24 protein-coding genes are annotated in these 22,311 nt (G+C 60.7%); 9 read left to right on the top strand and 15 right to left on the bottom strand.

Annotation, left to right across the window (positions count from 1 at the left end; genetic code table 11):
- The 9 genes from ACQ4W6_RS10625 to ACQ4W6_RS10585 all read left to right on the top strand — a co-directional run bounded on the left by ACQ4W6_RS10625 (position 1) and on the right by ACQ4W6_RS10585 (position 8,812).
- Entirely contained in the window at positions 1–798 is a 798-nt protein-coding gene (locus ACQ4W6_RS10625) for a cyclase family protein (protein ID WP_436567162.1), read from the top strand.
- 116 nt (positions 799–914) lie between these two features.
- Positions 915–1,931, top strand: a complete 1,017-nt coding sequence (locus ACQ4W6_RS10620) for an ornithine cyclodeaminase family protein (RefSeq protein WP_436567161.1) — start codon at positions 915–917, stop codon at positions 1,929–1,931.
- Between the two features lie 30 nt (positions 1,932–1,961).
- The gene (locus ACQ4W6_RS10615; RefSeq protein WP_436567160.1) at positions 1,962–2,981 is read left to right on the top strand and encodes a dihydrodipicolinate synthase family protein; all 1,020 of its coding nucleotides are present in this window, start codon (positions 1,962–1,964) and stop codon (positions 2,979–2,981) included.
- A gap of 12 nt (positions 2,982–2,993) precedes the next feature.
- Entirely contained in the window at positions 2,994–4,469 is a 1,476-nt protein-coding gene (locus tag ACQ4W6_RS10610; protein ID WP_436567159.1) for an NAD-dependent succinate-semialdehyde dehydrogenase, read from the top strand.
- 166 nt (positions 4,470–4,635) lie between these two features.
- Positions 4,636–5,463: an SDR family oxidoreductase gene (locus ACQ4W6_RS10605; RefSeq protein ID WP_436567158.1), complete on the top strand. Its 828-nt coding sequence runs from the start codon at positions 4,636–4,638 to the stop codon at positions 5,461–5,463.
- On the top strand, positions 5,460–6,827 hold the full coding sequence (locus ACQ4W6_RS10600) for an aromatic ring-hydroxylating oxygenase subunit alpha (protein WP_436567157.1): 1,368 nt from the start codon (positions 5,460–5,462) through the stop codon (positions 6,825–6,827). Before ACQ4W6_RS10605 ends, ACQ4W6_RS10600 begins: the two co-directional genes overlap by 4 nt.
- 10 nt (positions 6,828–6,837) lie before the next feature.
- Positions 6,838–7,368 carry an aromatic-ring-hydroxylating dioxygenase subunit beta gene (locus ACQ4W6_RS10595; protein WP_436567156.1) on the top strand — a complete coding sequence of 177 codons (531 nt, stop codon included), beginning with the start codon at positions 6,838–6,840 and terminating at the stop codon, positions 7,366–7,368.
- A gap of 11 nt (positions 7,369–7,379) precedes the next feature.
- Entirely contained in the window at positions 7,380–7,610 is a 231-nt protein-coding gene (locus ACQ4W6_RS10590) for a ferredoxin (protein WP_436567155.1), read from the top strand.
- Positions 7,610–8,812: an NAD(P)/FAD-dependent oxidoreductase gene (locus ACQ4W6_RS10585; protein ID WP_436567154.1), complete on the top strand. Its 1,203-nt coding sequence runs from the start codon at positions 7,610–7,612 to the stop codon at positions 8,810–8,812. Before ACQ4W6_RS10590 ends, ACQ4W6_RS10585 begins: the two co-directional genes overlap by 1 nt.
- Before the next feature lie 98 nt (positions 8,813–8,910).
- Here the strand turns inward: ACQ4W6_RS10585 and ACQ4W6_RS10580 are convergent, their stop codons facing one another.
- The 15 genes from ACQ4W6_RS10580 to ACQ4W6_RS10510 all read right to left on the bottom strand — a co-directional run bounded on the left by ACQ4W6_RS10580 (position 8,911) and on the right by ACQ4W6_RS10510 (position 21,898).
- Positions 8,911–9,861 (bottom strand): LysR family transcriptional regulator, encoded by a 951-nt coding sequence (locus ACQ4W6_RS10580; protein ID WP_436567153.1) that lies wholly within the window; start codon positions 9,859–9,861, stop codon positions 8,911–8,913.
- A 163-nt stretch (positions 9,862–10,024) separates the two neighbouring features.
- On the bottom strand, positions 10,025–10,282 hold the full coding sequence (locus ACQ4W6_RS10575) for a helix-turn-helix domain-containing protein (RefSeq protein ID WP_436567152.1): 258 nt from the start codon (positions 10,280–10,282) through the stop codon (positions 10,025–10,027).
- A 366-nt stretch (positions 10,283–10,648) separates the two neighbouring features.
- The gene (locus tag ACQ4W6_RS10570; RefSeq protein ID WP_436567151.1) at positions 10,649–11,119 is read right to left on the bottom strand and encodes a lysozyme family protein; all 471 of its coding nucleotides are present in this window, start codon (positions 11,117–11,119) and stop codon (positions 10,649–10,651) included.
- Positions 11,120–11,154: 35 nt separating this feature from the next.
- Complete coding sequence (trbL, locus tag ACQ4W6_RS10565) at positions 11,155–12,792, bottom strand: P-type conjugative transfer protein TrbL (protein ID WP_436567150.1); 1,638 nt, start codon at positions 12,790–12,792, stop codon at positions 11,155–11,157.
- A gap of 8 nt (positions 12,793–12,800) precedes the next feature.
- Positions 12,801–13,010 carry an entry exclusion lipoprotein TrbK gene (gene trbK / locus ACQ4W6_RS10560; protein WP_436567149.1) on the bottom strand — a complete coding sequence of 70 codons (210 nt, stop codon included), beginning with the start codon at positions 13,008–13,010 and terminating at the stop codon, positions 12,801–12,803.
- A 10-nt stretch (positions 13,011–13,020) separates the two neighbouring features.
- Positions 13,021–13,782 (bottom strand): P-type conjugative transfer protein TrbJ, encoded by a 762-nt coding sequence (gene trbJ / locus ACQ4W6_RS10555; protein WP_436567148.1) that lies wholly within the window; start codon positions 13,780–13,782, stop codon positions 13,021–13,023.
- A gap of 18 nt (positions 13,783–13,800) precedes the next feature.
- Positions 13,801–15,180 carry a TrbI/VirB10 family protein gene (locus ACQ4W6_RS10550; RefSeq protein ID WP_436567147.1) on the bottom strand — a complete coding sequence of 460 codons (1,380 nt, stop codon included), beginning with the start codon at positions 15,178–15,180 and terminating at the stop codon, positions 13,801–13,803.
- Positions 15,177–15,662, bottom strand: coding sequence for a conjugal transfer lipoprotein TrbH (locus ACQ4W6_RS10545; RefSeq protein ID WP_436567146.1), 486 nt, complete (start codon positions 15,660–15,662; stop codon positions 15,177–15,179). Before ACQ4W6_RS10545 ends, ACQ4W6_RS10550 begins: the two co-directional genes overlap by 4 nt.
- Positions 15,659–16,552: a P-type conjugative transfer protein TrbG gene (gene trbG / locus ACQ4W6_RS10540; RefSeq protein ID WP_436567145.1), complete on the bottom strand. Its 894-nt coding sequence runs from the start codon at positions 16,550–16,552 to the stop codon at positions 15,659–15,661. Before trbG ends, ACQ4W6_RS10545 begins: the two co-directional genes overlap by 4 nt.
- Before the next feature lie 11 nt (positions 16,553–16,563).
- Positions 16,564–17,328, bottom strand: a complete 765-nt coding sequence (locus tag ACQ4W6_RS10535; protein WP_436567144.1) for a VirB8/TrbF family protein — start codon at positions 17,326–17,328, stop codon at positions 16,564–16,566.
- Positions 17,325–19,613, bottom strand: coding sequence for a VirB4 family type IV secretion/conjugal transfer ATPase (locus ACQ4W6_RS10530; protein ID WP_436567143.1), 2,289 nt, complete (start codon positions 19,611–19,613; stop codon positions 17,325–17,327). Before ACQ4W6_RS10530 ends, ACQ4W6_RS10535 begins: the two co-directional genes overlap by 4 nt.
- Positions 19,610–19,921 (bottom strand): conjugal transfer protein TrbD, encoded by a 312-nt coding sequence (locus tag ACQ4W6_RS10525; protein ID WP_436567142.1) that lies wholly within the window; start codon positions 19,919–19,921, stop codon positions 19,610–19,612. The genes ACQ4W6_RS10530 and ACQ4W6_RS10525 overlap by 4 nt, the downstream gene beginning before the upstream one ends.
- Positions 19,922–19,923: 2 nt before the next feature.
- The gene (gene trbC / locus ACQ4W6_RS10520) at positions 19,924–20,352 is read right to left on the bottom strand and encodes a conjugal transfer system pilin TrbC (protein ID WP_436567141.1); all 429 of its coding nucleotides are present in this window, start codon (positions 20,350–20,352) and stop codon (positions 19,924–19,926) included.
- 10 nt (positions 20,353–20,362) lie between these two features.
- On the bottom strand, positions 20,363–21,322 hold the full coding sequence (gene trbB / locus ACQ4W6_RS10515) for a P-type conjugative transfer ATPase TrbB (protein ID WP_436567140.1): 960 nt from the start codon (positions 21,320–21,322) through the stop codon (positions 20,363–20,365).
- Positions 21,323–21,520: 198 nt separating this feature from the next.
- Positions 21,521–21,898 carry a transcriptional regulator gene (locus ACQ4W6_RS10510; protein ID WP_436567139.1) on the bottom strand — a complete coding sequence of 126 codons (378 nt, stop codon included), beginning with the start codon at positions 21,896–21,898 and terminating at the stop codon, positions 21,521–21,523.
- Between the last annotated feature and the right edge of the window lie 413 nt (positions 21,899–22,311).

Raw genomic sequence — 22,311 nt, 5'->3', positions numbered from 1 at the left:
ATGACTAAATTTGTAGACCTTTCGATCTACCTCGAAAACGACGTGATGTCGGATCCGCCATCGCTGGCGCCCAAGATTACCTACCAAAAGCATGCCGAAACGGTGGCTGACTTTGTGGGAATGATCCCTGGAACCGTGGCGGAAGATTATCCCGATGGGGAAGCCGCCGCCGCCGAGTGGGTTTCGCTGTCGACGCACAACGGCACACATCTCGACGCCCCGTATCATTTCCATTCCACGATGGATGCCAAATTGGGCGAGAAGAAGCCTTCCATCACCATCGACGAGGTGCCGCTGGAATGGTGCTTCAAGCCAGGCGTGAAACTCGATTTCCGTCACTTTCCGGATGGTTACGTAGCGACGGCCGCCGACGTGGAAGCTGAACTCAAGCGTATCAATTACACGCTTCAGCCATTGGATATCGTCGTCGTCAATACCCGCGCCGGATCGCGCTATGGCCAGAGCGATTTTCTGTCGGCCGGCTGCGGAATGGGCTATGACGCGACCATGTATCTGCTGGAGCGCGGGGTGCGCCTTACCGGTACGGATGCGTGGAGCTGGGATGCTCCGTTTTCCTACACGGCCAAAAAGATCGCTGAAACCGGCGACAAGTCGCTGATTTGGGAAGGTCACAAGGCTGGCCGCGACATCGGCTACAGCCATTTGGAGAAGCTGCACAACCTGGAGGCGTTGCCGCCATTTGGCTACACTATTTGCTGCTTCCCGCACAAGATTCGCGGAGCGTCCGCCGGGTGGACTCGCGCCGTTGCGATCTTCCAGGATCAGGCGGGGGATTAACACGGGGGATTAAGCAGCCCAGCTCCCCGAAATGGGCAAAGCTGCTTTCCCCCGGAGAGGATTGCTCGGGCCAGTCAGCGCAATTAAGATTTCTACTCCACTAAAGGAGACATATTTTGGGTAATTCAGTTCAAGAATCGGCAGCGCAGTTGCCGCCGACTCTCTTCCTTACCGACGCCGATGTCGGCCAATTGACCGACTGGAGGTCTGCCTTCGACGCATTGCGCACCGCCTACTCCAGCCAAGTCTCGGCGACGATGGTGCCGCCACGTTCGATGGCGCGCGGCGACGGCAACTGGCTGCGCGGATTGACGGCAGTATCCCCGGGTGGCGGCCATTTGGGCTGCAAACTGATCGCTGCGAGCATGAAGAACCGCTGCGCGAGCTACCTGGTGTCCTTGTTCGACCAGGAAACGATGGCACTCGCCGCGCTCATCGACGGCAACCGCATTACGGGCATCCGCACCGCAGCTACTGCTGCCGTCGCCGTGGATGCCATCGCGCCGCGCCGGCCGTTGCGCGTGGCCGTGATCGGATCAGGCTTCGAGGCAAAAGGATTATTCGCGGCTCTCGCGGCGGTGCGCACCATCGACAGTGCCGTGGTGTACAGCCCAACGCCGGCGAGCCGGGAGCGTTTTGCCGCCACTTTTCGGGAACAGAACGGTATTCGCATAGAAGCGGCCGGCTCCGCGCAGTCCGCTGTCAGCGGGGCCGATGTCGTGCTGTGCGCCGCGCGCAGCCGGGATGAAACCCCGGTATTGCTGGGCGAATGGCTGACCCCGGGTATGACGGTGGTGTCGATCGGCTCGACGTTGCCCGAACAACGTGAGGTCGACGAGCAAGTGGTCAGGCGCGCCACGCGTATCGTGGCCGATATGCCCGAGGAAGTGACGCATGACACTGGAGACATGCTGGCGGCGGCGCGCGCTGGCATTGATTTTTCGGCGAAGTTGATTTCGCTCAACGACATGATATCCGGCCACTTTGAACGCAAGCCCGATGACATCGTTGTCTATAAATCCGTGGGTTCCGCATTGCAGGACGTGGTGATTGCTGAAATGTTGCTGGCCCTGGCGCGCACGCGCGGGATTGGCACTCACATGGCAGCGACGATCGTGCCGGTCAATAAGTAATTTTAAATAGTAAATACAAAGGAAATCGAAATGGCAAATTATAAACGCGCCGATGCCCGTGCCTGGGCTCGCGAACACCTGGTCGGCTGTTCCGCCGTCACCACCCCGAGTTATTCGGCTGACCTGACCAAGCTTAACGAGCGTGGCATTCGGCACGACATCGCGCTGACCAAAGAATTGGGGTACACCTATACGTTGCTGTGCGCCGAGGTGGCCATTACGCCGGAGGAAAATGCGCAATTTACGGCATTGGCACGCGACACGGCCGGCGCCGGCCTGGGCCTGTTCTTCCATGCAGCCTTCGGCACGCTGGCGGAGAATATCCGCGCCGTCAAATTGGCGGAGCAGGCTGGAGCTGACATCGCGTTGTTGTCGTATCCACCGCAGTTCTGGCCCACCACCGAGCAGGAAATCTACGACTACACGAAGCAGTTCTGCGACGCCACCGATCTTGCGGTGATGCTGTTCCCGATCCCGCTGTGGGGTTTCGAACGAGTGCATCCGGCCGGCATGTCGGTACAACTGGTGCGCCGTCTTCTGGACGACTGTCCAAACATCGTGGCGATTAAGTCCGAGCAGGGTTTCCCATTGATCGCCGGCGCGCTCGAGATGTATCACCACTTCCGCAACGAGGTCGTCATCAGCATTCCTATCGAAAGCGATGCGATCCCGCTGATGGATCAGATGGAACTGCAGTTCTCGGGAACAAGCAACACCGCATGGATGAGCAGCTATTATCCGCGTGCGTTCGACCTGGCGCGCAAGGGGCAGTGGGAAGAGGCGATGGAGCTGTACTGGCAGGTCAACCCGGCCCGCAGCGCCAACGGTGCCGCAGCACAGGCATACGCGGGCGGTACCGGCGTGCTCAATCGCACGATGTGGAAATATCAGGACTGGCTGGCCGGCTTCAACGGTGGGCCGCTGCGCGCACCCGCCATGCGCGTGCCCGATCGCTTCATGAAATCGCTGCGCCAAGGCTTGATCGCCTCGGGCTTGCCGGTGACTCAGGATCCGGACAGCGCCTACATCATCGGCCGCAATCCCTGCTAAAGGACATGCTCAATGCGCAAACTTTTAAAAGATCCGACGCTCTGGCGCGAAGGTGCCTATGTAGGCGGGCAGTGGATCCATGCCACGCCGCATGGTACCTATGCCCTGCACAATCCGGCCAACGGCGAGTTGCTGGTCGAATTGCCCCGATTCAAGGAGGCGGAAACAGCCAGCGCGGTTGAGGCTGCACACCAAGCCTTCCTGTCGTGGCGCAAGACCACTGCGAAGGTGCGCTCGGAAGTGCTGCGGCGCTGGTACGAGCTGATCGTGCAACATCGCGATGACCTGGCCATGCTGATCACTCTAGAAGAGGGCAAACCATTATCCGAGTCGAAGGGGGAGGTCGATTATGCCGCGTCGTTCGTGCAATGGTTTTCCGAGGAGGCCAAGCGCGTCCGCGGCGACGTGATTCCGGCGCCGCGCGACACTGCCCGCATTGTGGTGCTCAAGCAGCCGGTCGGCGTTTGTGCGGCGATCACGCCATGGAATTTCCCGGCGGCGATGATCACCCGCAAGGCTGGCCCGGCCCTGGCCGCCGGCTGCACGATCGTGGTCAAACCAGCCAGCCAGACGCCGATGACGGCGCTGGCCTTGGCCGAACTGGGCCGCCGCGCCGGTATCCCGGATGGTGTTTTCAATGTCGTTACCGGCAATGACACCCGTGCGATCGGTGGCACGCTGACCTCGCACCGGCTGGTACGCAAGGTAACCTTCACCGGGTCGACCGAGGTGGGGCGTGTGTTGTTGGAGCAATCTGCGGCCACGATCAAGAAGTGCTCCATGGAACTCGGCGGAAATGCCCCATGCATCGTCTTCGATGATGCAGACCTTGACCTGGTCGTCGAGGGCGTGCTGGCAGCGAAGTTCCGCAATACGGGTCAATCCTGCATCGCGGCGAACCGCGTGCTGGTGCAGGACGGCATTTATGATGTGCTGGCCCAGCGCCTGGCGCGTCGCGCCGCAGAGCTCAAGGTCGGCAATGGCCTTGACGAGGGCGTGCAGATCGGCCCGATGATTGATCGGGCAGCCGTTGCCAAGGTCGAGGAGCACTTGGCCAATGCCGTCGCTGGCGGTGCGACGATCCTTTGCGGTGGTCGGCCCCACGCGCTGGGAGGATCGTTCTTCGAACCCACAGTGGTGGCCGGCGTGACCCGCGACATGAGCATCGCTCGCGAAGAGACGTTCGGTCCTGTGCTGCCACTGTTGCGATTTCACACTGAGGCCGAGGCTATCGATATGGCCAACGATACGGAGTTCGGCCTGGCCGCCTACTTGTTCAGCAAGGATGCAGCGCGCATCTGGCGCACCGCTGAAGCGCTCGAGTCGGGCATGGTCGGCATTAATTGCGGCTTGATCTCCACCGAGGTTGCGCCGTTTGGCGGCGTCAAGCAAAGTGGCTTGGGACGCGAGGGCTCGCAATATGGCATTGATGAGTTCCTGGAGATGAAGTACCTTTGCTGGGATGGACTGACACCAGCGCTCAACTGATTGTCGCGTGGTGTCCGGCTGGCGACAGTTTTGTTTCCAGTTCCCAGGGAAGGGCCGATGTAATCCATCAGGCCAATGAATTGGGGGCTGGCAGTCAAGCTGTGCAACATTATTATTCTAATAATTACATGCACCATTGCAGCCGCAATGCGTGCAAGGAGACAATATGCAACTTCTCAAAGACGACGTAGTATTGATCACGGGCGGCGGTTCGGGACTGGGCGCTGGCGTTGCCCGGCATTGCTTGGCCGAAGGCGCGCAGCTGGCGATCATGGATATCTCGGCGGCAAAGCTGGACAATCTTCGCGCTGAGCTAGGCGACTCGCCGCTGTTGTTCCGAGGCGACGCCACCAAGCTGGCTGACCTGCAGGCCTGCCGCGAGGCAATCATTGACCGCTTTGGCCGCCTCAACGCCTTTATTGGGGCGCAAGGTATTTGGGACGGCAACGTGCCGCTGCGGGACATTCCATTGGACAAGTTCGACGCTGCATTCGACGAGGTGTTCCACATCAATGTCAAAAGCTACATGCTGACCGCCCGCGTCTTCATCGATATGCTCGATAAGGAAAATGGCGCCATCGTTTTGACAGGCTCCTCGGGCGCATCGTATTGCGCCGATGGGGGCGGCTTGCTGTACACCGCCACCAAGCATGCGATCCTCGGGGTCGTTCGCCAACTGGCGTTTGAATTTGCGCCGACGGTGCGTGTCAACGGCGTGGCGCCCGCAGTCATCGGCGGCAGCCAGCTGCGTGGCCCCGTTGCACTGGGGCTGGAAAGCCAAAGTCAAGCCGACATTCCCAAGGAAATATTTCAGCAAAGTGTAGACCATCTCTCGCCACTGAAATGGATGCCGGACGCTGAGGATTACGGTCCGTTGTACGCGCTGCTGGCATCGCGCCATTCGCGGGTCATGACTGGTACCACCGTGGCGGCCGACCAAGGGCTAATGAACCGGAATATCCTGACCCCAGTCAATCCAGGAGTAAAAAAATGAGCACAACTTCCCCTATCCGTATGACCATGGGGCCTGCGGGCCTGTCGAACCTGCTTGAGCGTGTCGATGACGGCTTGGCGCAAGGTCTGCTCCCGGTGGAAGTATTCAATGACGAGGCGGTGTTCCAGGCAGAGATGGAGCGTATCTTCGCACGTGCGTGGATGTTCGTCGCGCACGAGTCGGAAATCCCGAACAAGGGGGATTACGTGTTGCGCCGCATCGGCCTGGATCCGGTGATCGTGTCGCGCGACGACAGCGGACAAATTCGTGTGATGTCCAACTTCTGCCGCCATCGCGGCGCGCAGGTGTGCCAGTCAGATCACGGCAATACTTCGCACTTCCGTTGTCCGTATCATGGCTGGACCTTCAAGAACAATGGCGACTGGGCTGGGGCCCCGCATGCGCAGGAAGCCTACGGTGGTCGTCTCGACGCGCGCGAATGGGGTCTGCTGCGCGCGCCGAGGGTGGATACCCACCAAGGCTTCATCTTCGCCAGCCTGAGCGAAGAAGGTCCGGGCCTGAAGGAGTTCCTGGGCGGCGCGGCATGGGTGCTGGATGCTATCTGCGGCATGCATCCTGGTGGAATGCGTGTGGTTGGCGTTCCTGAGCGTACGCAGGTCCGCGCCGACTGGAAGAGCGGCGCCGAGAACTTCGCGGGTGACGCCTATCATATCGACACACTTCATTTCGGCAACGAGCAAGCCGACTACGTCGAGGGACTGCGCCAGAATAACGACTTCGCCAATGCATTGGTGCTGGACGGCGGTCACGGCTTCCTGTGCCATTCGTTCGTGGAAATGTTAGGACCTTTTGGAGAGTACTCGGTTTATCCGGCGGAGATCAAGGAGCGCTTCGATTTCTCCGGTCTCGACGAGGTGCAACGCCAAATGGTGAAGGAGCGGCCGCCGTCGGTAGGCAATATCTTCCCGAACCTGGGTTTTATCCGGTTTCCCGGAACCGCCGAGGCAGGCAAGCCTCCGGCCGTGTACACCTCGTTCCGCCAGTGGCAGCCGGTGGCACCGGGCGTGATGGAACTGTGGAGCTGGCAATTCACCTGGAACTTCATGAGCGACGAGGAGGCCCGGCCCGGCTACACCGCAGGCCAGTACAACTTCAGCTCGGCGGGCATCTTCGAGCAGGACGACACGGTGGCTTGGGAAGGCGCACCGCGGGTCGCTCAGAGCGTCTGGAATCGCAAGTCGGGCATGCAGTTCAATTACCAGCAAGGAACTGGGGGGCGCGTCAAACGTGAACCGGATTCGACGTGGCGGGGCCCCGGCGTGTTGTACCGGAAAGCCTACGGCGAGTTTGGACAAATGGGCTTCTACGGTCAGTGGCTCGAGATGATGCGGAAGAAAGCTTAAGGAGAGCGCGATGAATATATCTACTGAATCCCCGGTACAAATCGTTGATGCAGAGACGGAGCGTGCTGTCGCGCGGTTTCTGGGTCGGGAAGCCATGCTGCTCGATGAGCGTCGTTACTGGGAGTGGTTCGAGTTGCTGGATGACGATATTGTCTACGAGGTGCCATTGCGGTCGGTGCGAGAGTTCGGCAAGAATGAATTCGTGGCCAATGCCTGGCGGATCCGCGATGACAAGGGCATGATCGAAACCCGCATCAAGCGCCTGTTCACGGGATCGGCCTGGGCCGAGGACCCACCATCACGCACGGTACGCATGGTCGGCAGTCTGTTCGTCGAACTGTCGGCTGAGCTAGACGTCGTTAAAGTCGAAAGCGCCTTGATGTTGTATCGCCACCGCGCACAGGATCCGCACGGCGACACCATCGCGGCACGCCGTCAGGATCGGATCCGCTTCACCGAAAACGGGGCGCGTCTGCTGTCGCGTACCGTCATCCTGGCCGACACCGTGCTGACCACACCCAATCTCGCCGTCATATTATAAGGAGAAGAATAATGAGTAATGTAGAAACCAGCCTGGAGATCCGCGTGGATGCCGGGAAATGCCTCGCGTATGGAAATTGTGTCAGCGTTGCGCCTGATATGTTCGACTTGCCGGCAAAGGCCAAGACTGTCATTGTGCTTAAGCGGGCCGTGGCGGAGGACGAGTTGGAGGAGTTGGAAGAGGCTGTACGCAGCTGCCCGGTGCGCGCGCTGTCCATAGGCCCGGCCGAGACGGGCAAATAATGCGTCGCGTACTGATCATTGGTGCGTCGGTAGCAGGGGTGAGCGCTGCCGACGCACTGCGCGAAGCCGGTTTTGATGGTTCCATCGTGCTCGCCGGTGCGGAGCCGCATGCGCCGTATGACCGTCCGCCATTGTCCAAGCAGGCGCTCAGCGTGGACGACACGCGGGACGGACACTTTCCTCTGCGCGGCGATGAGCACTACCGGAACCAGCAGTTTGAGTTATTGCTGGGAAAGGCAGCCAGTCGCTTGGACACTGATCGCCAGGTTGTGACGTTTGACGATGGTGACGAGGTGCCGTTCGATGACTTGGTAATCGCGACTGGCTGCCGCGCCAATACCTTGATCACTGAAAATGGCGAGCCATTACCCGTGCTGCGAACGTTGGACGATGCACGTTGGCTCGCCAAGGCGGCATCGACATATACGCAGGCAATTTTGATCGGCGCCGGTTTTATCGGGCTGGAGGTGGCTGCCGGACTGCGCCGCCGTGGCATCGACGTTACTGTTCTGGAGACTGCACCGACGCCATTCCAGCACAGTCTCGGCCCGGAACTTGCCGATTGGCTGTGCGGATATCATGCCGCGCAGGGCGTGCGAGTAATTGCGGGTGTGCAGGTTGCCAGGGTGCGGGGCGCGCCAGGACGTTACGAGGTCGTGTTGGCGGATGGCCGTGTGCTGGAAGCGGGCATCGTACTGGCCGGTATCGGCGTTCGACCGAACACCGAATGGTTGCTGGGATCTGCCGTACCCCATAACGAGGTCGGAGTCCTGTGCAGCGCGAGTGGTAACACCGGCTTGGCAGGAATTTTCGCTGCTGGCGACGTGGCGGCAACCCACCACGCGCCATCGCGTCGCGTCATGCGTATCGAACATTGGACGCATTCGGTGGAGCAGGGGCGTGCCGCAGCGCGCCACATGTTGCTCGGTGAGGTGACGCAGTTGACACCATATTTCTGGACGGACCAGCACGACCGCAAGCTGCAGGGGTATGGCCGGCGCCAGCCGGGCGACAGCATGCGTGTTGTCGAGGGTGACTTGGACAGTGGCGAGTTCGTCGCGTTGTTCGGGGCGAACGAACATTTTCACGGCGTTATTGCCAGCAACCGTCCACGTTCGCTGAGGCGCTATCGCAAGCTGCTGGAAGAGAACGCAAGCTGGTCTCAGGCGCTTGGTTTGGCGGAGGCCAACGTTGCCGGTTGAGCGTCGGGATGATATTGGGGAGTGCAATCCCGTGCAGGTGACGCCCGCTTAGCCATATGTGGCCACGCGGGCGCTTTGCCCATGTGGCAGCAACGGCGTCAGTCTGCGTCCATCTGGATGACTGCCTTGGCCAACAGGCCACGCAGCCATACAAGTTCGGGATCGTCAGAACGGAATTTGTGCCATTGGACTGATTGCTGCATTTTCTCAAACGGTATCGGCATCGGCCTGATCTCCAGCGGCCAGGTCCTGACCAGATGGCGCGCCACGCGCGCGTGCACGGTAGCGATCAACTCAGTGCCTATCACGAGCATAGGCAACGTGACGAAGCTGAAGGTCGACACGACGACCCTCCTGCTGATCCCCATGCGCTTGAGCAGCCAGCTTTCAAAAGCATCCATGCGGCCGTCGCCAGGTTGTGCGACCGCATGTCCGGCACCGGCGTAGCGGTCAATCGTCAATTCGCCTTGCGCCAGCGCACTGTCGCGCCACACCATGCATACGAATTCCTCATCGTAAAGAAATTCACGCGGATGATCTGGCGACATGAATTCGGCCGGAACGATCAGTAGGTCAGCATCGCCACGCTCCAGCGCGCGAAATGGCTGTGCGACCTGTGGCAGGAACTGGAAGCATGCTGTACTGGCGGCCCGCGCCGATAGCGTCATGATCGTCGGTGCCAACACCATCTGTGTATAGTCCGACACAAAAATGCGAAATGTGCGCTCACTCCGGTGCGGATCAAAGACGGACCGGGTCATGATACGGCTGTCGATCCGTAACAGGATATCTCGCACTTCTTCCTGTAACGTTTCCGCCAGCGGGGTCAATTCCATTTTTCGACCAATCTGCAGCAGCAGTTCGTCATTGAAATATTCGCGCAGACGCGCCAGCGAGTTGCTGAGCGCTGAAGGACTCAGGCTGATTTTTTCCGCTGCTCGTGTGATGCTGCGCTCCTCCAGCAGTATGTCGAGCGCCACGAGGAGATTAAGGTCAAGTTTATTGAAGCGCATATTGCAGGTCAGCTTAGGATAGGATCGCGCGGTCATTTTTTACGAGAAGACGCTGCCGGGGCATAGCGATCAGCGCGACGACAGGAGCGAAGAGAATGCACTATTTCACTTCGTTTTGCAACTGCCGGACTCCGCCTGTTAGCCCAAAGTAGTAATGTCCCCTTCGTCGCACCGGACGAGATGGGCAGCGGCTGCAGCACTAGCTAAGCTGCATCCTGAAATCCTTGGGCGTGACCCCGGTGTGCCGTTTGAAGAAACGCGCGAAGTAGGCCGGTTCAGCGAATCCCAGCGCATAGGACAACACGTTGATGGTCATGGACGTATAAGCGAGGTTGCGCTTGGCCTCCAGCAGCACGCGTTCATGTATCAACTCCAGTGCCGATTTCCCCGCATGGCCACGGGCAATGGGATTCAAATGGGTGGCGGTGATGCCGATGCATTGTGCGTAATAATCCATGAAAATCCTATTTTAATACCGGAATGAACATTTCGAAAAATGGTCTTTTGTATGACTATAAGCATACGCTGCGGTGCGTGCGCGCCAGGTGCGAGCCGCAGGTTTACAAGGAGATTACAATGAAAACACAAGTTGCCATTATCGGCGCCGGGTCGCTGACGTAGCAGTTCGCCAATCCGGTAACCCAGCGGCAGCAACGTCTCCCGCGCCAACTTTGTCGAGCAGTCGGTCCTCGACAGCGGCAGGTTCTGTCGTGCGCCTATCTGGGCGGAATAAGGGCAAGCGGTTGGTATGTTTGCTGATCGCCAGCACGGTTGTTGAAGAGGTCAAGGTGAATTAGGTTTGATCTAACATGAGCTGCCAGGCTCAGTATTGTTTGCTGCTTATCACTGCTGCGCTGACCCGCGCGGTTTGTACAGAAAAATTTGACTCCAGCCAAAGTGCCCACTTGTATCCTTTACTGATGAGATCTACCTGATACGGCAGGTTGTATTTCTCTGTCCTCGAATGATAGTTGGCGGCCCTGGTCCATACGCTTCCCGTGTCGTACAGCAGGTGCTGCCTCAGCCGCCAAGCGGCGAGATCGTAAGGATAACAACCTTTGGCCGCCACATTGGCCGGCGAGATCCCATGCCGCGCCAGTTCACGAAGATAGGCGGAATTGAACTGCATCGGGCCGATGTCGTACGTGCCGTTTTTGTTGGCGACGAACATGCCGGGCCTGCCGCCTTCCTTCTCGGCGATGGCCAGCAGAATATTGGCCGGTACCTGGTATTTCATTGCTGCGGTGATCGAGCACACAATGCGCTCCTGTTGCAGGGCAGGGAGGTCGAGCATGATGTTTCTCCTCGGTTTCGATGAGGCATGCGGTGCTATTCGGGTTTGCTGTCGCGGAATGCGGCAACTTCGGCTGCCGGATCTGCGGAGGCGCTGTTTCCAGCGGACAGGCTGCCGTCTTCCATCGATGACGGTCCGGTATCCGGCGATGCAACCTGGTCGCTGGATCTGATGGCGGCTGCAATCTGACCACCTATTGTTTTGCTGACGCGTTCCCCTGCAGCCGCAAAACCCTGCTTGAACTTCGCCTTGCCGACATCCCAGGTTCCCTGTGCCAGATTTCCTGCCGTACCCGCCGCTATTCTGCCCACCTTTGCTGCCAGTGCTGCTGTGGCGGCAGGGCTACCCATGCCGGGCGCTGTTTTTGTTGCTCGTTGGCCTGGCGTGCCATCACTGCCAGCATTTGCGGGCCCGTTGGTGCCTTGGTGGGAGGCGGGCTGCTGTGCTTGTTGCGATACACTGCTAGTCGATTGCGTTTCGGCGGCCCCGCTTCCTGTATCTGCGTTGCCATTTGTCTGTGCAACATCGCCCATGGCTGCGGCCAGTGCGCCGCTACCGCTGCCCGTGTTGGCTCCTTGCCCGTTGCTTCCTCCTACGTCGGAGGCCATGAAGTCGCGCGTACCGCTCCCGATGCTTTCCGCCGCGTTAGCCTTGGAGACGGCGGCCATCAGTGCCTGCACGCCGCCAGCGATATTAGCCGTGCCGGCCACTGCTGCTGCACCTGCTGTCGCGGCAGCAGTTGCTGCCATGGCGGCAGCGCCAAGTACCGTTCCTGCGCCGAAGCCGCTTCCAAGAGCGCCGGTACCGCCGCCCATCGCCAGCCCGCCCACAAGAGAGGGGACTTTGTTGACAAGGGCGAGCAGGATGATTGCGACGACCATTACAATTGCCAACTCATTCATTTTGTACGCGGAACTCATATTGCTATAGAACTCATCGATGAATGATTTTCCTATACCAACCAAAAGTATCATCGTGAATAGTTGGGCGCCAATATTCAGTACGGTCTTGTAGTAATTGATGGCCATGTCCGACGTCCAGCGCGAACCACCGAAGCCTAGAAAGAAGATGCCTGCATAGGCCAGTATCCAGCCGCTGATCAGGAGGAGGAGCATGTTCACTCCGATCAAGGCAAGAGAAATGAGTGTAATCAGGCTGATTGCTACGCCAACCGCACTGCTTAGCGGCGACCAGAGCGATGATTTTTCCAGCACGTTGGCGAAGAGCCCAAAGCCTATGTCTAGAATGCCAGAGGGATACAATATCGTACCTGATCCGCTTGCACCTGCGGCGATCATCCGCATCGAATCCATGATAGTGGTTGCAAAATGCGGTCCATTGCGCAGCAGCCACCAATAAAATCCGGTGAAGATAGTGAAGCGGGCGAATTCGGCAAAGAATTCGCCGATATCGGCTTTGCGCAGTGCCATCATGCCGAAGGTCCATACCATGCTGATGGTGGCCAGGGTCCAGAACAGGCGCGTTGCGTGTGTCGTGATCGCCGCCGCCCATGTTGCTGCAATGGCTGAATAACGTGCCAGTACGTTGTCCAGCACCCCTGTACTGTCGATCTCGGCCCGGGCGGCGAATGGTAACAGTGCCAGACATAGCATGAGAATTCCGCAGAACCAAACCTTGAGAGCAGGCGCTCTGGTGTAGGGGGAGCTTTTCATCTGGAACCTCACCATCCTCTTGGAGGACTAGGTCGGAAGGTGTTGCGTCGCACGCACATGTCGATAAATTGGCTGCGCGCTTTCTGGTCCGAGATCTTCGCGATGGCTTCCGGTTCGCAATTTTCCGCCGTTACGGGCGGCAAGAAATCCGCCGGGTCGCTTGGCGAGCAGGCTGCCAGCTGAATCGCTGCGGCGAGCATGATGATGGGTTGGCGCATTGCTGTCTCCTTACCAGCCGCGCGCAGGGCTGGGTCGATAGGTGTTGCTCAGTACAACCTCGTCCGAGGCGCGCTGCATCGCCTCGCGGTCGGCCAGGCTCTGGTAGCGCGTCGCAATGACGTTCTGTTGCGAAATCAGCAGGCCGCGTATCTGCAGTAGCTGTGTGGCTTGCTGGCTGGCCATCTGGTTGGCATAGCCGATGGCCTGCATCTGCCCGCTGGCGCCTTGTGCCGCCGCCTGCAGTTTCATCAGCTGGCGCGCGTCGGCCTCCATGGCATCCTGCTGGCGGTCCAGGCCCCGGAAGAGGGCGTCGGTCGAGCGTTTCTGCGCATCCGAGCCGAGGCGCTGCGCGTCGCTCATCGCCGCCCATTCTGTCTGCGTGCAGCCGCGCACCGAGAAGCAGGGCGAGCCCCGGTAGTCGCTGACACTGCGGTACTTGCGCAGGTAGGCATCAATGCTGCCCAAGCTGCTTTTGTAGTAGCCGAGCGTATCGATCTCGCGCCGCAGCAGGTTCATGGTCCGGTTGGCCGGGTCCCAGATGAAGGCCGGCGGCGCGGCGGTATTTTGTAGCATATTCTGGTATTGCTGCAGCTGGGTCCGGTACTGCTGTATCTGCTTGAGCGTATGCGCCACGTTTTCCAGGGCGCTTACGCTGTTCTGCGACAGGTTGCTGGCATCGATGACCGGCAGACCCGCACGGGCCGGCTGCATGGCGATGGGAATGCAGAGCACCATGCCCGCCATGATTTTAGCCGCTAAAGTTTTGTCCATTATGCATGCTCCTTGCCGTCAGTAGTCGAATGCCTTGTAGGGGCGGGAAAAGGTGAGGTCTTTTGTGACGATGACATTGAAGCGGTAGCCGGGCCGGATTTCCAGCGTTGGCGCAATATTCATGTTCCTGGCGATCAACTGGGCGGTCACCTGGCCAAGTTGCTGTCCCAGCGCCTCGCTCATGGCGCTGCTGGCGCTCTGGCGCGTGGCCAAGTCAACGGTTTGCGGCTGGCTCATGGCAATGCCTGCCGTCACGCCGGACATCAGGAAGGCCGAGGAAAACAGGCGGAAGTAATGGTTGTTGACCTGATCGCGGAAGCCGGCATAGCCCGCACTGTCTGCACCGGGCATGCTGCCGATATCCATGGCCTTGCCGTCGGGGAAGACGATGCGCTGCCAGGCGACCAGCACGCGCGACTGGCCATAGGCGACGTCGCTGGAGTACTGGCCGACCAGCCGTGAACCCTGCGGTATCAAGCGCCATTTTCCCGTCGCTGTGTCGAACACGTCCTGGCTGACCTGGGCCACGATTTGGCCTGGCAGGTCCGAATTGATGCCGGAAATGAGCATGGCCGGGACGACGAAGCCCGCCCGCAGTTCGTACGGCGAGCGGGGCGCTTCCGCGCGCGAGTCCAGCCGCCAGCGGTCGCCCTGGCCTGGCATATCGAACTGGCGGTAGTTTTTGCCGCCAGCGGTGGCGTCCCCGAGCGGCACGGGTCCTGCCACATCGGCCGCAGAGGCAGTGCTGCCACCGAGACCCATCGCCTGTAACTGCTGCAGCCTGGCCTGGTAGGCGGCAGCCGGGTTGTCGCTCGCCTGTGCGTCGGCCTGCTGCTGCAGGGCCGCCATTTGCGTGAGGGCTTCTTCGCGCGTGAGCGGGCCGTTGCCGCCAAGCGCCGAACCGGCGCTGCGCGGGGCGATGGCCTGGACCGTCGTCTTGGAGCGGACCGCCTCGTCGAGCTGACGCAGCTTGTCCATGCGCATTCGCTCGCGCTCCTCCAGGCCGCGCTGCTCTTCTGGTGGCAGAGTGTTGCCTGGTGGCCGCGGCGGCGCCTCCAAATCATCGGGGCGGGCCACGATAATGGCGCCGGTCGGGGGCAGCTGCATATCGGGTTGGCCGGGAACTGTGGCCTTTGCAGGCGCGACGAAGCCGTCCTTCTCGCTGCCGGCGATTTCCTTGGCAAACATGCTGGTGCTGCCAGCCTTTGCCTCCAGCGGATCTACCGGGCGGTTTTGCTGGGCCGAGCGGTCCCAGGCTACCAGGGCCATCACGAGCAGGAAGATGCCCATTGCGCCGCCAATCAGGTAGACGGGCAGGTTGTTGACGCGCCGCACGCCGGACTTCTTGCGGACGCTGTCGGGCGAGGCGTCCGGTGACATGTCTTCATCGTCGCTCATGGCCCGGCCTCCCTGTGTATCCACGCGCTGGCCGGCCGTGCGGCGTCGCCCTGGACCAGATAGGCGCGCGTCAGCGACTCGCCGCCGGTATACAGCGTGAGGCGGACCAGATCGGGCTCGCTGGCCAGGTCCAGCACGTAACGCAGGGGAGTGGCTCCCACACTTGGCGAGGATGGCAGCGGAGAGTTGGGCGCCACCGTGGCGGTGAATTCCGCAATGGCATAGCCTTGCGCACGCAACTGTCCCAGCAGTTTGGCTCCGAAGCCGTCCTGCGCCGCATGTTGCAGGGTAAAGCGGGTGTGGGCTGGCGGGTAGCTGGCCACGAGCCGGGCCGCCGCATCGGCGGCGATTCTACTTTCCTGCGCAGGCACTGGCACCGTGAGCAGATTGCCATAGGCTGTCACGCCAGCGGCCTGGTTTCCGGCGCAGCCTGCGAGGCAGGCCAGCAGCAAGGGCAGGATCATCTGTGCGCGCATGTTCATTTCTCCCGCGTGATGGTGACTTTGTCCTGCGCGCGGCCTGCACCGGCAATCAGAATGGCCTTGTCGAAGACCGTGTCGACGATGTAGCGGTCGCCCTGCAGGCGGTAGTTGACCATCGCCGTTTCATCCTCGCTGAACAGGCCGCCATCCCTGCGCACCACCAGCAGGGTGGGCGCTTCCGTCTGCGCCATCGCCAGCGGCATCTGGATGATGGTTTTGCTGCCGTTGTTGTACACGCGGACGGGTTTCCAGGGCGCGGAACCCGTCACGACATAGGCAAAACTGAGGTCGCCCAGGTATTCACCGGTCTGCGCGATGGTGCGTTCCTGCTTTTCCCGGGTATCGCGGGTCTTGAGGGCATCCCATTTGGCGGCTGCGTCTTCAATATAGGTGAAGGCGATGCGCGGCATGAATTCGCTGCGGTGCGAGCGTAGCCGGAAATGGTAGGTACGCCTGCTGGTGGTGACGATCAGCGAGGTTTCCAGTCCTACGTCGAGTGGCTTGATGATGAGGTGCTGGACTTCGGCGGGGCCGCTGCCCGTGATGGCCGGCTCCACCGTCCAGCGCGCCGTGTCGCCCAGGTGGATGGAGTTGACCTGTTCGCCCGCCTGCAGCTCGATATCGCACACCTGCAGTACGGCGCACACGATGCCGGGCTGCTGGGCTCCAAAGAGAAAGCGGATCGTGCCGTCCTTGCCCGGCACGGGCTGGATGCCCGTGCCGCTGGCACTGCGCCAGCGCTGGGCAATGGCGATCGCGTTTTTCTCTTGCTGGGTCAGCGCCAGATTCTTGCCGGAGAAGTAACCGTCGGCGATGCTCTTGCCGTCCGGTCCTGCTGTTGCATGAGTGGCGGCGAGGCCCAGCATCAGTACCAGGAAGATGGATTTCATGGAAAGCCTCCTCAGAGTTGTTTTGCCCACGAAAAATCGCGGATATAGATGCCCAGCGGGTTGTTGCGCAGCTGTTCTTCCGTGGTCTGGGGCGTGGCGGCCACGGTGTACACGGTGAGCAGCGCACGCATGCGGAACGGCGGCGCAGTCAAGACGCCCTGGCGGTCGCGCACCGTTTCCGTCCAGTCGACCTGCCAGGTATCGGCCGTCTGCGGCAGGGCGGAAATGATCTCGGTGCTGACGGTTTCCCTAGTGGCGCGCTTGAGCGGGCTGCTTTCATCGGTACCGTTCAGCCATTCGTTTGCCTTGGCCGTGGCCGGGTCGTTTGCCGCCAGCATCGAGTACAGCCGGTAGATGGCCTTGCGCTGCAGCGCGATGTCCGGCGTGACCAGGCGCGCGTCGCCAACGAAGGATGCTGCGGCGGCGCGCACCACGCGCGGGTCTGCCGCGAGTGCCAGCTGCGCCGGCGCCACAGCGAAGGGCTGGCCCAGCTTGTCGACCTCGACCACATAGGGCACGAACCTGGACTGGCTGGCGACATGGACCATGCCGCCAACAGCGGCCAGGGCAATCAGCAGCGACAGCACAGCCAGCAGCTGCCAAGTCTGGCGCGACGATGCGGCTTGGGCCGCATGATCGTTCCAGGTGCGCCGCGCGGACAGGTACGGATTGTCGTTTTCGCCACTTCGGCGGCCGCCTTCCAGGAATTCGTCTTGCGCAGGTGCTTTGCGGTTTCCTGCAGTGCGCAACGATCTAATTATGCGGGCAATGTTCATGCTGCGCCTCCGTAGTCGTCCAGGTTCAGTCCCCGGCTGGCCAGCCAAGCGCTGGTCCATGCACTGCCATGCTTGGCTTCCAGTGCCTTGACCGCGGCCACCGATTCCTTGTCCGTGGCGCCGACGAAGGCCATGGCCAGCGGCCCTAATGCCAGGTCGTACAGGCGCCGCCCGTGCTCCGAGACATAGTAGTACTGGCGCTTCGGGATGGCCGTGGCGAGAATTTCGATCTGGCGCGCGTTCAAGCCCATGCGGCGGTACAGCGCCGCCGTGTCTTCATCGCGCGCATAGACGTTGGGCAAGAAAATCTTGGTGGCTGTCGATTCCACCAGCACGTCAAGGATGCCGGAGTTGGCCGCGTCGGACAGGCTTTGGGTGGCCATCAGCACCAGGCAATTCGCCTTCGCCAGCACTTTTAGCCAGATGCGTATGCGGGCGCGGAAGGCGGGGTGGCCCAGCGCGAGCCACGCTTCGTCGAGGATGATGGCGGCAGGCTGGCCCTGCAGGCTGCGCTCGATGCGGCGAAACAGGTATAGCAGGGTGGGAAGCGCATATTTTTCGCCCATGCCCATCAGTTCCTCGATCTCGAAGACAGTGAAGTCGGACAGCGACAGGCCGTCTTCCTCGGCATCGAGCAGGTGCCCCATGCTGCCCTCGACCGTATAGGGGCGTATCGCCTGGCGCACCGCTTCATCCTGGATCGTCAGCGCGAATTCGGAAAGGGTCTTTGCGCCGCTGGCATGCATGCTCATGATGGCGTTACCGATTTCGTTGCGCTGGGCGGGCGTCGTCTCGACATTGTTCAGGGAGAGGATGGTGTCGATCCACTCCATGGCCCAGGCGCGGTCGCTGCGCGTGTCGCCATGCGTCACGCAGTGCATCAGGGCTGGCGCCAGTGGCGGATACAAAGGGCAGGGTGCCTTGTCCAGTCCTGTCCAGATGGTGCTCGTGGGGAGCAGGTCGGCCAGGTTCATGGTGTTGATCAAGGGACGCCGCACATTCTCCACGCCATGGCCGGGCAGGCTGCCCAGGTAGGCGTCCATGGTGTTGACCGACTCCACCCGCGCTGCAAAGCCGGTGCGGTTGATCGCTTTCTCGACCTGGCGCGCGGCGGCGTCGAGTCTTTCCCGGTCCTCGTCCATCAAGATCACAACGCTCGTGTAGTAGCCCTGCGCCACCAGGCCGCTGTTGACCTCCGCAATGGCCGCCTCCGCATCGGCCACCATCGACAGCGCATCTTGGTCCACGGGGCCGGTGCTGGTATTGAATACCTGGTCGAAGAAACCGCGTATCTTCTGCCGCCACTTCTTGCGGAACTTGTCGAGGTGGCTGACTGCCTCGTGGGTATCCATGAAGATGAAGCGCGAGGACCAGCGGTATTCGCATGCCAGTTCGCCAAGCGCGGTGAGGATGCCGGGCGTGGACTCCAACGGGAAGCCCTCGATGGCGACCGCCTGGACGAACTTGCGGCCTATCCGGGGCACGACGCCGCCGAACAGCTCCTGGCCGCCGATCACGGCGTCGAGGTACATGGGATTGCGGGGCAGGATGACCGGGTGGTTGATGCCGGTGATGCAAAACTGCAGCCAGCGCAGCAGCGCGTCATGGGTGGCGCAGCTGCCATCTTCGCCGATGACCTCCTTGCCGCGCAGGCGTTCCAGCGCTACGGCAGACGATAAGCGCGACTCGATGCTGGCGCACTCGCGTCTGAAGAAATCGATCAAACCCTGTGTGCGCGCCTTGTGGCCGGGTGTCGCCGCTTCATCGTCGAACATCAGCTCAACGAATCTGCTTTGTGCCAGCAGCGGCGGAAGGTAGGTGGCGCTGAAGACGAAGTAGCCTTCGTGCATGGTGCCCAGACCTTCGAACAGGCGGCGGCGTTCCTCGTCGATGGCGGCGGAAACCGGATCGGGGAAGTGGGACTGGCCGGCGGCTGCATAGCCGGGTGCGGGCCGCCGCACCGCGTCGACGTGGATCATCCAGCCGCTGCCCAGCCCGGACAACGCTTGGTTGATGCGGAAGGAGACCAATTCGCGCTGCTGTTCCGTGCTGCTGGCGTTGTCCCCGCCTCGGTAGATCCAGGCCGCCGTGAAAGAGCCGTTCTTGCCGACGATGACGCCGTCGTCGACCATGGCGGCATAGTTCAGCAGGTCGGCCAGCCCTGCATCGCGCGAGCGGTGCTGTTTCAGCCGCATGCCGGCACTAGCTGCGCGGATGCGGGCATACAGGATGACCAGCATCAGGCAGCCGCAAGCCGCAATGGCAATAGAGATCGCTTCAGTCATTTGTATTGCCTCCCCTGGCCGGCTGTGTTGACGCGGAAGGGCGTGCTGCGCGCGGCATAGTAGCGCCGGTAGCGGCGGTGGCGCAGGTACACCTGGCGCAGCTTCGGATCATGCTTGGCCATCAGGCGGCAGGCGAACAGGGCGCCCGTCCACAGCAACAGTCCCACCACTGTTGCCCGCAGTTCCTGCGCGCTGAAAATTAGCGCGAAGGCCAGCAGGCCAGCAAACATGACAAGTTCGCGGTCACCGCCCATGAACAGGTTGTGCCGGTTGCCCGCACGGCGGATGGGGATGGCGCGCAGGGCCATGGCTATGCCAACCGTGCGCCGGTGCACAGCGCGGCATGGCGTATGCCGCCGCACAGCATGTCGCTTGCTGCCGCGATTTCTGCGCCGCGCCCGAAGAAGGTGCTCATCACGTTTTGCGCGCCCACCAGCAGCGCCATGACCAGTACGATGAAGATCAAGGTGCGGAAGAAGCCATTTAAGTCGCCGCCAAAAATGAGCACGCCGCCGGCGATGACGATGCCGATAATGGACAGCGCGAAGGCCACCGGCCCGGTGACGGAATTGCGCAGGTTCTCCAGCCAGCTTTCATAGGGCAGTGAGCCGCCGGTACCGGCTGCGGCATTGGCCTGGTGCGGCAATGACAGAAATAGCAGGACTATGACGGCCGCGCATAGCCAGAACTGCGTCTTGGCGTGGATGGGGCTCGGCGGGCCTGGCAGAAATGTAACCATCGGGAGCTCCTCAGGGTAGGTGGGTGAGATAGCGGCCGTCCGCGTAGCCGGAAACCTCAAGGATTTCCTGGACGCTGCGGCCGGAAGGAGTGCGGGCGATATGCACGACCATGTGGACCACCTCGCCGATCAGTGGCTCAATGTCGGCCGGAGCCGATGCGTTGCGGGTGATGAGGGACTTGAGGCGGACGAGGCCCGCCGCCGGATTGTTCGCGTGCAGGGTGGCAGCGCCACCCTCGTGGCCCGTATTCCATGCGTCGAGCAAGTCCAGCGCCTCGGGTCCCCGTACTTCGCCGACAAGGATGCGGTCAGGGCGCATGCGTAGGGTTGCTTTCAGCAGGGCCGTCATGGAGACGTCGAAAGAAGTGTGGTACTGCACGAAGTTCTCCGCGGCGCACTGGATTTCTCCCGTGTCTTCGATGATGAAGATACGCTCGCCGGGATCGCAGAGGACCATTTCGTTGATGATGGCGTTGACCAGGGTAGTCTTGCCGGAGCCAGTGCCGCCGGTGACGAGGATGTTGCGGTGACTGGCAACTGCCTGCTGCAGGACGCTGCGTTGGCGCGTCGTCATGTTGCCGGTGGCGACATACTCGTCCAGCGTGTAGATTGCAATGGCTTTCTTGCGGATGGCAAAAGTGGGGGAGAGCACGACTGGAGGTAGCTGGCCGGCGAAGCGTGAGCCATCGAGCGGTAGTTCGCCTTCCAGCAGGGGTTTGCCGCGCGTGACTTCCTTGCCATGGTAGCCTGCCACGGTCTTGACGATGGCTTCGGCCTGCGCCGCGCGCAGCGTGCCGATGCACTGCATCCGCTCGCCCAGCCGCTCCTGCCATAGCCGGCCGTCGGCATTGAGCATGATTTCCACGGTGCGCGGATCGTTCAGCGCCGCCATTAGCAAGGGACCCATGTCGCGCTCCAGCTTGCGCCGGGCCCGGTCCTTCAGCGTGGAAAAATCTTCGGTATCAGCCATGATTGGTATACCCCTGCTGCATCAATGCATTTCACATATGCAAAGGATATACCGTGAAAAATAGCTTGATTAGACTTGGCGCAAACCTCATCTGCTTATTTTTTGATCAGGTCGGTGTTAGGTGCCGATACTGGTTGACTATTTCACTGAAGATATGAATTTACAGCGCGTGCGCAGGTGGTGGCGCATTTACGCCAGTCAGCCGTCTGCTTGCTTGCCGCCCGCGATGTTCTTCCGATTCGTATCATTCCACTGGTGCACCTGAAATGCCTGGTACTCGGTGAGCACCGCCGCCATGCGCACATAGCCGGGCGGCAGGCTGCTCGGCGCCTTGCCACCCGCGAGCATGTCGAGCGATTCCTGGTCCAAGTCGGTCATTTCCAGCAGGGCAGGTAGCGTCACGTCGAGGGCTTTGGCGATCGACTCCATGATCTTGAGCGAGGGATTGGCCTTGCCATTAGTCAGATCGGACAGGAACGACACCGACATGTCCGCGCGGTCGGACAGTTCATTTTTGGAGATGCCCAGTTCATCCAGAAGGCGCAGGACATTGGTGAAGAAAATTTGGTTGTACACGTTGAATTTTCCTCAATTTGGTGTTTTTATGTCAATCAATATAATTGTATGGCAAATAAATTGCAATGGGTGTATTGGATAGATGGTATCAATTATTTGTCGTCGATATTGGTGTGCCAAGGCGGTGAGCCGAGCTGAAACAACACCTTGTTGCTGCGTTACCCGTGAGGAAATGTCGACGAACCAAGTGGCGGTTGATTTTAGTTGTGGTGGGATCAGTGCATGCGGTGACGGTTAACCATGCCGTGGCTTTTGAGTTCCCACATCGTCGGATATACGCGACTGGCGGTTGAAGCCACTGGGAATTGGTGGTTGGTTTCGAATGCGAAACGGTGGCGGGAACCGAAAGCTAAAGTGCGGTGGTTTGGATGCTAATACTCAGAAAGCTTTTACAGCCGCCAGAAGTGCCACTC

The organism is Janthinobacterium woesei (genome assembly GCF_051380875.1).
In the GTDB taxonomy this organism is placed as follows: domain Bacteria; phylum Pseudomonadota; class Gammaproteobacteria; order Burkholderiales; family Burkholderiaceae_D; genus Janthinobacterium.
Note: the sequence above shows the minus strand (reverse complement) of the source record. Positions and strands in the feature narration are given on the sequence as shown.